Source organism: Kastovskya adunca (assembly GCF_059505785.1).
Genome location: NZ_JCACLG010000033.1, coordinates 168,836 through 182,386, shown reverse-complemented (window position 1 = coordinate 182,386; position 13,551 = coordinate 168,836). Strand labels below are relative to the sequence as shown.

Here is a 13,551-nt window from a genome sequence, read left to right as displayed (position 1 = left end):
TACTAACAACGGCTTATGTTCACAATGGACACAGAATATAGAAACCTCCTTGTTTCTAGAGCACTTCAAGAAGCTAACCATATTCTCGATCAAATTCCTCCAGAAGCCAGAGAATGGGCAGAAAGCTTGCCCTGGGAGCAGCGGCGCTACGTGCTGTCGTTGTGTCATCTGATCTGCGCGGCTCCACCAGAGGTGCAGGCGGAGTTTTTAGATGAGTACACGGCAGACGGCATACTTTCAAGGATTATTTATGACCGTGACACTCAACAAAAAGTAGAAAAACATCTCCGACGGTTTCAAATTCAAACTGCACTTGGTGAAACAATTTTAAGATCTTACATCAAGCAGTTTTATATTCACTCTGCTCAAGATGTTCGCCGCAAACCTGACGTTTATTTAGAGTCAGCTCTGCGACTAATTGCCAGCACAGAAGAACGCAATCATGTTTTTAACTACATCTTAGGTTTTGAACTCATCAAAATGATGTTCAAAATGAGTTGGTTGCAGCATGAGCGGCTATACAGGCTGCAAAGAAATCAAGAAGAATTTACCAATCTTTATATCAAACCTATTCAACACACCCACCGCATCAACGGGATTGTTGTACCTGTCCGAGAAAAAGAATTCTTTTCTAAACGAGATTATTTTGTGCAAGAACCGCAAGTTTCAGTTAAGAAGCTCACTGAATTAGTTATTGCTACTTTCACAACAGACGTCGTGACGAATCTAGGATTTTCTATAATTCGACATCCGCAATGCTTGCATTTTGACTACGAATATATCTTTACTACCGAACAAGAAAGCCTTTTCATCTAATATCGTGCTTTTTGTAGGGTAGCAAGCGATCGCATTAATCCCTTAGTACGTACGACATCAGAAAAAACTAAGCACAGCATCAGTAAGCCACCGAGGGAAAGAAAAATTCCTGTGGTTCTTGATAGTCACCCATTGCCATTAACGTTATTGGCTTAACCATACGGAATCCCTCCTTCAAACACCAACGTAAGAAGTTTCCCTGTCGCAGAGGTGCGATGAAGGAGATAGGTTGCTCGCTTTTAGCTCCAGCACCCAAGATTAACGCCTGCAAGTCTGCTTCTGTTTCAGCCACACCGTGGCCAAAAAAAGCAACCGCCGAGGCATAGGCTGTGAGGCGACCTGAACGGAAAACGGCAAGGGGAGAAAAATAATCGAGAGCCTCGATTAGTTCACCAGTCCGCAGAAATCCGTAGACTTTTTGGCAAAGAGCAGCACACGCCTCTAAATCTGAATGATTGAGAAGCCGAACTTCAACGGCGGGATCAGGTGGGCTTTCCGGCTTTCCACTCAGCACCACCGCTAGCTCTTTCGCCTCAAAGCCGAAGGAAGTATACAGAGAAAGTGATGACAGATTAACTGTATCCTGGCTGAGGCGAATGCCAAAGGAATCCTGACCCCGTTCTAGTAAAGCTTTCATCAATTGCCGTCCAATTCCCTGCCCTTGAGCATCTGGAGCGACAGCGATTGGCCCAATAGCGTAAATTAGATTACGTTCGTCGAGGAAATTGACTCCAACTACCTGATGATCTAAAAGGGCAACTACACTAAAGACTAAAGGATGCTGAATCAAAAATGCCGCTGTCTGAGTCGCAAATTCTAAGGTCGAGAAATCAGAGGGAAACTGATAACGTTCAGCGATTCCTGCAAAGGCTTTGTAAATAATCTGTCCGCAGACTTCAATATCAGAGGCAGTAGCAGAGCGAATTGTCACATTCATGTTGACTCCTACAAATTGCCATTTTTCATTGGTAGAGCATTGAGGGATCAAGGAAGCCGCTTACAACTAGGGATAAACAGATTCATTTTCCTCCATATCCTGAGAGAGAAGTAGAAAACAAAGAAGTTGAAGAAAGAAGGCACGTTAGAGGCAAGTCCGGACGGTGTGGGAGTGTTGCTAGTTACGCTGTCTGCCACAGGTTTTGCAACATTGGCAATCTTTGCCAAGCTTGCCTACAGCGAAGGATTAGATTTAGCTAGCACCCTCTCTTGGCGATTTGCAGGGGCGACAGTTGTTCTTTGGGCGTGGTTGTTGTGGCGAGGAGATTGGCGACTGTCTAAACGAGACGCGATCGCGGCAACTCTATTAGGCGCAGTCGGGTATGCTATTCAAGCCGCGCTGTTCTTTAGTGCCCTTGCCCATTCCAGTGCCGGAGTTTCAGCCCTGTTACTCTACACCTATCCTGCTTTTGTCACCCTTCTTGACTGGCTACAATCTGGCAATCCTCCAGGTTTTCGGCGAACAATTGCCCTTAGTTTAGCCCTCGTCGGCTGTCTTCTGACAATCGACCTCAGCAATGCCACCCTTAAGCCGCTTGGCGTGGTGCTAGGGATTGCCTGCGGGGTTTGGTATGCGCTCTACCTGACTTTCGGGGCAAGCTTAGTGCGATCCGTCTCGCCTGTAACAACCAGTGCTTATCTTTCCTTCGGTGCTGCCCTGTCCTTTCTAGGAGCGGCTTTCCTAGGACAAGGTTTAGTAGTGCCAGAAAGCTCCACTGCCTTATGGACTGTAGCCGGATTAGTACTACTAGCAACAGTGCTGCCGATTGTCGCCTTATTTTCTGGAATCCAACGCCTCGGCACCTCCCAGACAGCGATTTTATCTACCATTGAGCCAGTAGTAACTGTTTTATTAGGGATTGTTTTCTTGGGTGAACAATTGGTTGCCAAACAAGTTATTGGAGCTTTGTTGGTTGTTATTTCTGTAGTGTTATTACAGGCATTTCCTATGAAAAATTCAGTTAGTTAGTTTAGCTAGAAGTTAAAAATTTTGCCTCTTTTGCTAGCAGACCTAAGATTGTCTGTGACTTCCTTACTAGCCACTGATTGCTTGCACTAAAAACTTCAGAACTATAAAACTTACAATGGTGATCGTCATTACCACTAAAAACAATCCAGCCAGCAGGAAACTCAGAAATAACCAATCCACCCGGCGGCTCTCTTGAGGATGATTTAGGTGGGCTTCTAGCAGTGCCATGTTTTTCATGTTGGCTTTCCAGCCTGCATCCACCACATCTCCCAGCACAGGAATAGAACCCACTACTGTCTCAAAAAGGATATTGAGAGCCATTCGGGTCAAGGTAGCGCGAGGAAGCCCCCAGCGAGCAGCTTGCACGACAATAAAGGCAGAGGCGGCTGTCCCAGCCAAATCCCCCGCTCCTGGTAGCAGCCCTAAAATCGGATCAATACCAATTCGATACGATGTTCCAGGAATAGGAATGGCATTGTCGAGCAGGTAACTGAGTTGACGTAGACGCCTGAGGCTAGCCGCTCTAGGGTCACTGGGCACAAAAGAAGGTTTAGTCATTTTAGGAAGTGTCCTTAGTTAACTAAGGTTTGATTTTTATACCTTCGTTATTTTCAATGCTGTTCTATCTACGCTTTTTTGCATCGCTTCACCAACTGTGACGTTAAGTTGGTCGCCCAGCAACAGGACAAGCGAACTCATGTATAGCCAAAGTAGCAGCACAATTACTGCACCAACAGTGCCATAAACTTTGTTGTAATTGCCGAAATTAGCAACATAAAGTCGGAATAGGGCAGATAGAATTGCCCAGGCTACGGCGGCTAGCACTGCTCCTGGCAAAATTGGCATGCCCTTGTTCCAGCGACTGGGGCCATAACGGTATATAAAGGCAAAGGCAATTGCCACAATTCCTAAAGCAAGAGGCCAGCTTAGAAGTCGCCAAAGCGTTAAAAACAGCGAAACGCCACTTTGATCGGCAACCAGTTTTATAATCCAGTCACTGATAAAAACGAGAAAGGAGGCAGTGACAAAGAGTAAAATTGTGCCAATGGTTAAACTAAGAGAAACCAGTTTTGCTTTCCAGAAGGGTCGCGTTTGTTGGGGCGGAATTTGGTGGATTTGATCGAGGGCATTCATGGCGGCACTGAGTGCTCCTGAAGCGGCCCAAAGTGCCAGTAAAAAGCTAAAGGAAAATAATCTCGGGCTTTTCGTCTGGCTAATTTCATTAACGAAATCACGGATTAAATCCAACGCATCTACCGGGGCAATTTCACTGAGTTGACTCGCTATGTTATGAAAGGTAGATTGTAAGGATTCTTCAAACAGACCAACCGCTGTGAGTATCGCCAGAACAGCCGGAAACAGGGCTAACATAGCGTTGTAAGCTATTTCTGAGGACAAACCCATTAAGCGCCGCTGGAAGGCACGCGTAAAGGTTCTCCTAAGTGCGACTACATTTAAATATCGAAAGAAGCGGAAAAATCGAGCAGGAATCATAGATTTTTTTATTGATAGCAATAGTTTTGTGCAAATTATAAGAGTGGCAAGTTGATCAAAAAATATCTATACCAAGTGGTCAGTGCCAATAGTTACACATAGGTAGATTTAACTGAATTTTGCAAGGCGAATGAGGAGTAATTGAAGGGTGAGCAACGACGTTACGCAGTGGTTAGCGCAAATCCGGGCAGTGAGGCAGCAGTTAGCAGATAGCATACGCGATCGCGATGCTGCCCATGAAAGTGCCGCCAATTGGCGAGAACTTTACAATACCGAAGCACAACAACGCCGTACTGAAACGCGGCTTGCCCAGGAGGAAGTGCAATCTCTCAAAGCCCAAATCCGTCAGTTACAGGCGGAAGTAGCGCCACCCACGAAAGCACCCGATGACCCTGAAGCCGCTGCCGCGATCGCTCAAACCGTATCACAGGTGGAGACAGTAGAGGAGTTGCGGGCTCAACTGACTGAGGCATTAGTAGAACGCGATCGCCTCCTATCCGCTTTAAAAGCAGAACAATCCAATCATTCCCAAACTCGTAAAAGCTTGACGGCTGTTATCGGTGACACCATCGATCAACTGGCGAAGGAAAGAGGCACTTACGTAGACAAACCCGGAGGCAGTTCCAGTGAGGTTTCTGGGCTTGATCAGCCTGGACAAGGTGAGACAAGCTAAACGGTTGCTTGATCAAACATGTTGATTTTTAGTGGCGAGAAAGTATAGCTTGCCTTCTTGATCGCTGACGCAGTTAATAACACTGCCAAAGGTACTAAGAGATTGACGTTCTAATTCAGGTAGAGGTACAGCAATGTGTACTCCTAATGAATATTGTAATTAAGTACCACAATCAAACTGGTCTTTCTCTCTAATAACCAATAACTAAAAACTCCTCACCCATCTAACCGCTTAGATCCGCGACGAAAGCAAATGGTGAAAACGCCAAGTGAAAGTTCCGGCAGCGGCAGCCAATCCTAGTGCCAAACCGAACCCTAAACCGACACCACCCCAATTGAGCTGCAACCCCATTGAATATCCTGCAAATAAGCCAATACACCAGTAAGCAAAAATACCAATAAACATTGGCACCCGTGTATCTTTTAGCCCGCGTAACGCCCCCGCCGCAATGATCTGAATGCCATCGAAAGCAGAGACAATACCTGTCCCAATCAAAATTAGGGTGGAAAAGGTGATCGCTCCCAATGCCCCAGCCGCTAATACTTGGGTGCCGAGTAAGCCCATCATGATAGTGTCGAAAAAATTAGTCGCCGCTTGTGAGAGTTGCGCGGCGGCTAAAGGAATTGCTAGTTGTAGACAAGCTTGGGCTTCTAGTATCAGTTTTGACTTAAGCGGAGCGTGCTTCACCAGAATCGTTTCCTGTTATAGGGATGGTGAGATGAGGAGAACATCGTTCGCCCTAGCCTCCGGCAACGGCTTCGCTGAACACACTTTCTACCCTACTCACTGACTCCGGACTCAGCACTCAGCACTCTCTTCATTCCTGTAATATCGTTTTCGAGACGATTCGCGTCTTCTTCCGGTCGGCTTCTGAGAGGTCTTCGCCAGACTGTAAGCGAGTGGCATTGGTTTGGAGAACGGTAGCTGCGCCTTTGTCGCCCATTTGAATAGCGGTTTTTGCTGCCGTTTGTAGCATTGTGGCAGCCCCAGCGCGATCGCCTTGTTGTAATTTTGCTTCGGCAATTTGCGTCTGCCGATATTTGGCTAACGCCAAGATAGACTGTTGCACCTGAGCATTGGGTGCGGGTTTGTATACACTCTGGACTTCCACTTCCACAGACATCGGCTCAGACAAAATGGCTTCTTGATCTGCTGCGGGGTCATCATAACGGACTTGCAAATTAGTGATCGCCTGCCGCCCTTGGGGGAGTTGACCAATATAAAGATTTGCCAACACCACGCGCTCGGTATCCGTCATCAAATCTCCCAAGCGAACTTTGAAGCGATTATTTTCCGGTTGTACAGGCAGCTCAATCGTATCGGGTGCTACTTGCGCGACGGGTTTAAGTTCGGCGAAACGAACCTTGGGCATTAAATCAAATAACAAATAGGCATTCGTCAAGCCCACAGCTTGAATACGATTAAACAAGCGTCCAAACTCATTAAGCGCTTGTTCTGGTTGCTCAATGTAAGATAAGGTGCCACCGCCAATATCGGCAATTTTTTCTAAAATATTCTGGTTCCAGTGGGCACCAAATCCCAAAGTATTTAAGGTAATTTTGTACTCCGTTGCCACTTCTGAAAGTTTCAAGCAGCGAGCATTATCTCCATGCTCATTTTCACCATCTGTCAGCAGAAAAATCTGGGATACCGTCTCCTGCTTGCCCTTAGCGACTTCTTCCATTCCCAGCTTTAGTCCTTCATCAATCGCCGTTCCCCCATCAGCTGACAGCCGATTGATTTGCTTTGTCACGCTCTGCGGATCAGTGACAATCTGATTTTTAACCAAAACCTTCGCCCGGTGGTCAAAGGCAATCACCGAGAGCCGATCCTCAGGGTTGAGACGCTCAATCAAGCTAATTGCCGCTTTCTTAACAGTTTCTAATGGGCGTCCGTTCATTGAGCCACTGTGGTCGAGAACTAGACACAAATTGAGCGGGAGATTGCGGTCTTGCCCGGTGGAAATCGCACGTAGGGCGATCGACAGTTGACGCTGATTGCTAGGTTGCATTGCGTCTAAATGAATATCATTGAGGGCTGGGTGCAAGCCAACTTTCATTAGAAAAAGCTCCTGTTAAGCGCAAAATCTAGGGAGTGAGTAACTTCAAGACGCAACTTTGACGCTACGGAATAATCACAAATAGCCTGACAAATCAGCGGCTGTTGGGCGGGAAAGTCACTATCTCCCAGAACTGCCACAGGCACGCTCACAGGCACGCTACTATGTTTAAAGATAGCGCCATTATTGCAGCCCCCAACACCATGAAGATACCCATTCAGGCTGTTCAGTCCAGCTACTACGGTCGTAGCACATACCGGACACCGCCGCCAGACTTACCCTCGCTACTGCTGAATGAGCGGATTGTTTATCTGGGTATGCCTTTGGTGCCAGCGGTAACCGAATTGATCGTAGCGGAACTTTTGTACTTGCAGTACGAAGACCCCGACAAGCCGATTAAAATCTACATTAACTCCACAGGCACCTCCAGTTACAACGGCGAACCTGTTGGCTTTGAAACCGAAGCCTTTGCCATCTGTGACACGATGAGCTACATCAAGCCACCCATCCACACCATCTGTATTGGTTCAGCAATGGGTATGGCGGCGATGCTCCTTTCTGCGGGGACAAAAGGATGTCGGGCAAGCTTACCGAATGCCTCCATTGTCTTGCATCAGCCGAAGGCATATGCTCGCGGTCAAGCCACGGATATTCAAATTCGGGCGAAAGAAGTGTTGGCTAATAAATCAACGATGCTTGATATTTTGTCGCGCAACACTGGTCAATCCGCAGAGAAAATTGCCAAGGATATGGATCGAATGCTGTACATGTCACCTCAAAAGGCACAAGAGTACGGCTTGATTGACCGCGTACTAGAGACTAGCGATCTTGCTAATCCACCGCTACCTGCTGGGGTTTCTTAAGACTAGTTTGCAGCTTTTTATGATCTTTCTGCCTCACTTATGAAGGCATTCAACTGATTATTCTTTTTTTAATTCGGAGCAAATGCAATGCCAATCGGCGTACCAAAAGTTCCTTATCAAATGCCTGGGGAACAATATACTCAGTGGATTGATATCTACAATCGTCTTTATCGGGAACGGATTATTTTCTTAGGTAAAGAAGTTGATGACGAAATTGCTAACCAGATTATCGCTGTCATGCTTTATCTGGATTCAGAGGATTCTGGCAAAGATATCTACCTCTACATCAACTCGCCTGGTGGCTCTGTTACCGCAGGCATGGCAATTTATGACACCATGCAGCACATTAAGTCTGATGTCGTGACCATTTGTGTGGGCTTGGCGGCATCAATGGGTTCCTTCCTGCTGGCTGCTGGTAAGAAGGGAAAGCGCCTTGCTTTACCCCACTCGCGGATCATGATCCACCAACCATCTGGGGGCGCACGGGGACAAGCCACAGATATTGAGATTGAAGCTAGAGAAATTATCAGAATCCGGCATCAACTCAACCAAATTTACGCCGACAATACGGGTAACTCCATTGAGAAGATTGAAAAAGACATGGATCGTGACTTTTTCATGTCTGCTCAAGAGTCGAAGGAGTACGGTTTAATTGACCGTGTCATTGAAGAGCAAACCCTGTAGAACCGCAGGGTAGGAAATAAGGGCAGCCCTTGTTGAGCTGCCCTTGTTTTATGGGAATTTATTTGGCTATCAGTTGCCCATTGTCTTTTGTCTTGAGTAAGGTATTAAATGACACATGATCAACGATGGTTGACATCTAACGAATGGCGTATCAATGGATCTGGCAGATTGCTATCGACTATTAGGAATTACTTCTGAAGCGTCTGTCGCTGAAATCAAATCCTCTTATCGACGCTTGGCACGACAATATCACCCGGATGTCAACCCGTCGGATCGGCAAGCGCAAGACAAGTTTATCGCCGCCACCGAAGCTTACCAGTTCCTCCTCAAAGAGCTGGATCGAGTTACTGTGGCGCAAACCCTGTCTACTCCTCCCTTCCCAACAGCCCCCACGACTGAGGTTACTCGAAAACCAAAACCGACTCCTCCGCAGCCGCCATTGACAGAAACGGAACAGCTACTCAAGCGGCAGTCTTATCTGCATTTACAGCAATTATTAAAAGAGCAGAGATTTCCTCGGGCGATCGCGCTGGTAGAAGGGTTAGCACAGCGCATTCCTCAAGATCTGGAAGTGCGACAGTGGCAGGCGATCGCCTATTCTCGCTGGGGACGTTATTGGGTAAATGAAAAGCAGTTCAATAAAGCTAGGAGTTATCTGAAAAAAGCCCTCCGCACTGACCCCCACAACAAGTCACTCTGGGCAGAAGTGGAACACGAGTTTCGCCGCATAGAGCAGAAACTCTGAAAGTACTCTGAAAGCAAAACAGGCTATACAAAGCGTTTAGCTGGTATTGAAAAGCTATCTTAAAAAATCATCTTTAAGCTGTGACTACCAGACATTAATCCTATGTTCTTCTGTGGTTAGGAATTTCTCACATCTACTTTCGGATAGCTTTTTAATGGGAGAGAACGACTTCCCCGATATTCGCGATTTGGGGATTATTGGCGATCGCCGCACTGCTGCCCTCATCACTACAAAGGGGGCTGTCGTCTGGTATTGTCCGGAACGTTTCGATTACCCTTCCCTGTTAGCGGCATTGCTCGACCCAAAACGGGGTGGAATCTGGATAATGCGATCGCCCGATACCACTTTTGCCCGTCGCCGCTACCTAGAAGATAGTGGGGTATTAGAAACAACCTTCGCGACCCCTAATGGCGAACTGCGGGTTACAGATTGGATGCCTTTGGGAGAAAATACGCCGCGTGGGATTTGTCGTCAGTTTTCGCCTGCACCAAACGAAGTTACAGTGACCTTACAGGCTGCGCCGGACTACGGGCGGCGTCCGCTGAAACTCCAAAACATCGCTCAGGCAGTACAAATCGACGATCGCCATTATCTCTACGCCTCCCATCCACTTGCGATCATAGGGGAATGCGTCCGCTTCACGATTCCTCAAGGCGAACCCGGTTGGGCAGTGCTGGTGAACGAATCCCTCACCTCCCCCACCAGCAAAGAGGTGGACGCTTGGCTCGAAACAACCCTCGAATGCTGGCGGCAGATCGCTTCCCACGCCACGTATCATGGCCCCTACGAGCGGGAAGTTGCAGCTTCGCTGCGGGTACTGCGTCTGCTTACCTTCGAGGAAAATGGCGGTATTATCGCTGCAGCTACCACCTCCCTGCCAGAGGTTTTGGGAGGAAAGCGGAACTATGACTACCGCTACGTCTGGCTTCGGGATGCAGGCATGATCGCCAGCGCCTTGATCCGTGCAGGCAGCAACGGAACTGAGGAGCAACGCTTTCTCGACTATATCTGCGGCTTCAGTCGCGATTCCGGTAACATGCCGCTACTTCCCTTTTCCACCCTCAGCGGTGAAATAGCTCCAGAGGAGGAAACCCTCAACTTTGTCGGCTACCGTGGCAGCCAACCTGTACAAATCGGCAATAGCGCCAACGAACAGCTACAACTTGATGCCTATGGGAATGTGCTGCTAGCTGCCAAGCTCATCTACAGCCACTGTGGAACAAAAAAGCATTGGTCGCTCATTGAACGTATCGCTGAATTTTTAGCCGAGCATTGGAGTGAGCCTGACTACGGGATTTGGGAGGAACGGGAGAAACTCCAGTACACCTCCAGCAAGGTTATCGTCGCCTGCGGTTTAGACTACATTGCCCAGTTTGCCGAGTGTGAAGCGCAAGCGCAACGCTGGCGGGGAGCCGTGCAGGACATTCGACACTTCGTTGCTGAGAAATGTCTGACCTCAGAGGGGGCTTACGCAGCGATCGCAGGCGGCGAAGCCGTGGATGTTTCAGCCGCACTCTTTCCCGTATGGGCGTATACGCCGCCTGATACCCCGGAGATGCTAGCTACCATGAAAGCGTTAGAGCGCGATCGCGCTACTGGATATCTGTACCGCCGCCACCTAGAGAAATTCGACTCACTCCACGAAGGAGCCTTTCTAGCAGGAAGCCTTTGGGTAGCACAGTACTGGGTAATGCGTCGGGATTTCCAACGAGTTTATGCAATCCTCGACGCCGCCCTAGAATATGCCAACGACCTCGGATTATTTGCCGAAGAAGCCGATCCAAAAACTGGGCAGATGCTAGGAAACTTCCCTCAAACCTTCGTTCATGCCGCCTTGATCAGCACAGTTATTGACCTCAAAACTGCCCTAGAACAAAAAAGTTGATCAACCTCCTTACTCTCCGTGCCCTCTGTGTCCTCTGTGGTTCATATAAATGCCATGCCGGAATCTCCAATCACCATCACCATCAAACTCTTCGCCGCCTACCAGGAAGCTTACGGTGTACCTGAGTTGGTGCGGCAATACCCCCCAGAAACGCAAGTAGTCACTGTACTAGAGAACTTACTTACCGAACATTCAGAACTCAAACAGTGGCGAGATGTCACCCGCTTCGGCGTTAATCTCCAATTTGTAGAACCCGACACAATTCTCCACGATGGTGACGAGGTAGTCTTGATTCCCCCCGTTAGCGGCGGCTAACAGGAGTGCAGAGTTAAGAAGAGGTAGAGAGAGCCTATCAGCCGCCTCAAAAAGTGGGTTTGAGAACGAAAATTCAAGGTTTATAAGTGACACGAGGGGCAAAAATCCAGTAGAGACGTTGTAGAAAACATCTTTACCTTCAGATTTCCTGTCTAGTTCAAACCCGACAAAAAGAGTCGGGTATATTTGACGGGTATTTTTGCTTGTGTTACTGTTAATCGACTGTTGACAGATATATTAAGAAAATTTACCCATGACCCAAGCAACTCAACCCCAAACATCGCAGACTGCTGCTACGAAAGCCCTCAAGTGTAAAGAGTGTGGTACTGAGTACGAACTGCAAGCGATGCACGTTTGTGAGTTGTGCTTTGGGCCATTAGAAGTGAGCTACGACTACGACCTCCTGCGCCGCCGCGTTACTCGCGAAAGCATTCAAGCCGGCCCTAACTCCATCTGGCGCTACCGCGATTTCTTGCCCGTTAGTACTCAGACTCCTATTGATGTCGGTACGGGAATGACCCCGTTAGTAAAAGCAAACCGCTTGGCACGCCGCCTAGGTATTAAAAATCTCTATATAAAAAATGATGCCGTCAACATGCCCACCCTCAGTTTTAAGGATCGGGTGGTGTCTGTTGCCCTAACCAGAGCGCAGGAATTAGGTTTCTCGACCGTATCTTGTGCTAGCACGGGAAATTTAGCTAATTCTACCGCCGCGATCGCAGCTCATGCTGGATTAGATTGTTGTGTCTTCATCCCCTCCGACTTAGAATCTGGAAAAGTGTTAGGCACCCTCATCTACAACCCAACGGTCATGGCAGTTGAGGGCAACTACGACCAAGTCAACCGCCTCTGTTGTGAAGTTGCAAATACACATGGTTGGGGATTTGTCAACATCAACCTGCGACCCTACTACTCCGAAGGTTCCAAAACCCTCGGCTTTGAAGTTGCCGAACAACTCGGCTGGCAGCTACCGGATCACATCGTTGCTCCCCTTGCCTCCGGTTCCTTGTTCACCAAAATCTACAAAGGCTTTCAAGAATTCATCAAAGTTGGCTTAGTTGAAGATAAAGCCGTTCGCTTCAGTGGCGCACAAGCCGATGGTTGTTCTCCCATTGCCCAAGCCTTCCGCGAAGGACGTGACTTCGTTAACCCCGTCAAGCCCAACACCATCGCCAAGTCCATTGCCATCGGCAACCCGGCTGACGGCATCTATGCCCTAGAAGTTGCTAGAAAAACCAACGGCAACATCGAATCAGTCAGCGATGCTGAAGTTATCCAAGGCATTAAGCTACTGGCAGAAACCGAAGGCATCTTCACCGAAACCGCAGGTGGCACCACAGTTGCCGTGCTACAGAAATTGGTAGAAGCAGGAAAGATTGACCCCGACGAAACTACCGTTGTCTACATCACGGGCAATGGTCTGAAAACTCAAGAAGCCGTTCAAGGCTACATTGGCGAACCTCTAACCATTGAGCCAAAGCTGGATAGTTTTGAGCGGGCACTAGAACGTTCTCGCACTCTAGAGCGCCTTGACTGGCAACAAGTATTGGTTTAATCAGTTAGTGGCTTTTAGATGTTAGTTTTGCAAAGAACAACTAAAAACCACTAATCCAAAGCTTCTAGCAACCAACAACTAAGGTTTAACTACTCACCCATGGCTGTTACAGTTCTAATTCCTACTGCACTGCAAAAATTCACCAACGATCAAGCAACGATTGAATGTAATGGCAGCAACATTACTGAATTGCTGAACTCTCTAGAAACTAGCTGTCCTGGCATTAAGGCACGTTTGTGTGATGAAGAGGGTAAGCCTCGTCGCTTTTTGAACTTCTACGTCAATAGTGAAGACATTCGCTTTTTAGAGGGGCCTCAAACCTCCCTGAGCGATGGTGATGAAGTCAGCATCGTACCTGCCGTAGCTGGAGGCTGAGCAAGCTCAATTTATCTACTCCCGATCGTTTCCTTGCCAAAAGCAAGATAATATTGCCGCAATGCTGCCACTTAAGAATGGCTTTAACCGCATTGCGGCAATCAGTTTAAGATGGTTACGA

Annotated in this window: 15 protein-coding genes; 10 read left to right on the top strand and 5 right to left on the bottom strand. The window is 47.9% G+C overall.

The features are described from left to right. Window positions 1–24: 24 nt before the first annotated feature. Entirely contained in the window at window positions 25–816 is a 792-nt protein-coding gene (locus AC5JR3_RS13700; RefSeq protein ID WP_495846847.1) for a cobyrinic acid a,c-diamide synthase, read from the top strand. A gap of 79 nt (window positions 817–895) precedes the next feature. On the opposite strand, the gene AC5JR3_RS13695 is transcribed toward AC5JR3_RS13700, so the two are convergent. Then, window positions 896–1,753, bottom strand: coding sequence for a GNAT family N-acetyltransferase (locus AC5JR3_RS13695; protein WP_495846846.1), 858 nt, complete (start codon window positions 1,751–1,753; stop codon window positions 896–898). 126 nt (window positions 1,754–1,879) lie between these two features. Between AC5JR3_RS13695 and AC5JR3_RS13690 the strand changes: the two genes are divergently transcribed. Then, window positions 1,880–2,782, top strand: coding sequence for a DMT family transporter (locus AC5JR3_RS13690; RefSeq protein ID WP_495846844.1), 903 nt, complete (start codon window positions 1,880–1,882; stop codon window positions 2,780–2,782). A 66-nt stretch (window positions 2,783–2,848) separates the two neighbouring features. Here AC5JR3_RS13690 and AC5JR3_RS13685 read toward each other — a convergent pair whose 3' ends face one another. Next, a complete protein-coding gene (locus AC5JR3_RS13685) occupies window positions 2,849–3,340 on the bottom strand; it encodes a DUF4112 domain-containing protein (RefSeq protein WP_495846843.1) in 492 nt (163 codons plus the stop codon). Window positions 3,341–3,376: 36 nt separating this feature from the next. Beyond that, the gene (locus AC5JR3_RS13680; protein WP_495846841.1) at window positions 3,377–4,276 is read right to left on the bottom strand and encodes a YihY/virulence factor BrkB family protein; all 900 of its coding nucleotides are present in this window, start codon (window positions 4,274–4,276) and stop codon (window positions 3,377–3,379) included. Window positions 4,277–4,424: 148 nt separating this feature from the next. Between AC5JR3_RS13680 and AC5JR3_RS13675 the strand changes: the two genes are divergently transcribed. Next, complete coding sequence (locus AC5JR3_RS13675) at window positions 4,425–4,949, top strand: hypothetical protein (protein WP_495846839.1); 525 nt, start codon at window positions 4,425–4,427, stop codon at window positions 4,947–4,949. Between the two features lie 231 nt (window positions 4,950–5,180). On the opposite strand, the gene AC5JR3_RS13670 is transcribed toward AC5JR3_RS13675, so the two are convergent. Both AC5JR3_RS13670 and AC5JR3_RS13665 read right to left on the bottom strand, forming a co-directional pair. Beyond that, complete coding sequence (locus AC5JR3_RS13670; RefSeq protein ID WP_495846837.1) at window positions 5,181–5,636, bottom strand: hypothetical protein; 456 nt, start codon at window positions 5,634–5,636, stop codon at window positions 5,181–5,183. Between the two features lie 130 nt (window positions 5,637–5,766). Further along, window positions 5,767–7,008 carry a vWA domain-containing protein gene (locus AC5JR3_RS13665; RefSeq protein ID WP_495846835.1) on the bottom strand — a complete coding sequence of 414 codons (1,242 nt, stop codon included), beginning with the start codon at window positions 7,006–7,008 and terminating at the stop codon, window positions 5,767–5,769. A 203-nt stretch (window positions 7,009–7,211) separates the two neighbouring features. Between AC5JR3_RS13665 and AC5JR3_RS13660 the strand changes: the two genes are divergently transcribed. The 7 genes from AC5JR3_RS13660 to AC5JR3_RS13630 all read left to right on the top strand — a co-directional run bounded on the left by AC5JR3_RS13660 (window position 7,212) and on the right by AC5JR3_RS13630 (window position 13,430). After that, on the top strand, window positions 7,212–7,871 hold the full coding sequence (locus AC5JR3_RS13660; RefSeq protein ID WP_495846986.1) for an ATP-dependent Clp protease proteolytic subunit: 660 nt from the start codon (window positions 7,212–7,214) through the stop codon (window positions 7,869–7,871). An 87-nt stretch (window positions 7,872–7,958) separates the two neighbouring features. Continuing rightward, on the top strand, window positions 7,959–8,555 hold the full coding sequence (locus AC5JR3_RS13655) for an ATP-dependent Clp protease proteolytic subunit (RefSeq protein ID WP_495846833.1): 597 nt from the start codon (window positions 7,959–7,961) through the stop codon (window positions 8,553–8,555). A 154-nt stretch (window positions 8,556–8,709) separates the two neighbouring features. Then, complete coding sequence (locus tag AC5JR3_RS13650) at window positions 8,710–9,300, top strand: J domain-containing protein (RefSeq protein ID WP_495846831.1); 591 nt, start codon at window positions 8,710–8,712, stop codon at window positions 9,298–9,300. Window positions 9,301–9,454: 154 nt separating this feature from the next. Next, a complete protein-coding gene (locus AC5JR3_RS13645; protein ID WP_495846829.1) occupies window positions 9,455–11,185 on the top strand; it encodes a glycoside hydrolase family 15 protein in 1,731 nt (576 codons plus the stop codon). Window positions 11,186–11,239: 54 nt separating this feature from the next. Further along, the gene (locus AC5JR3_RS13640; RefSeq protein ID WP_495846827.1) at window positions 11,240–11,500 is read left to right on the top strand and encodes a MoaD/ThiS family protein; all 261 of its coding nucleotides are present in this window, start codon (window positions 11,240–11,242) and stop codon (window positions 11,498–11,500) included. A 253-nt stretch (window positions 11,501–11,753) separates the two neighbouring features. Continuing rightward, window positions 11,754–13,055 (top strand): threonine synthase, encoded by a 1,302-nt coding sequence (thrC, locus tag AC5JR3_RS13635; RefSeq protein WP_495846825.1) that lies wholly within the window; start codon window positions 11,754–11,756, stop codon window positions 13,053–13,055. A 99-nt stretch (window positions 13,056–13,154) separates the two neighbouring features. Further along, the gene (locus AC5JR3_RS13630) at window positions 13,155–13,430 is read left to right on the top strand and encodes a MoaD/ThiS family protein (protein WP_495846823.1); all 276 of its coding nucleotides are present in this window, start codon (window positions 13,155–13,157) and stop codon (window positions 13,428–13,430) included. Window positions 13,431–13,551: the final 121 nt, after the last annotated feature.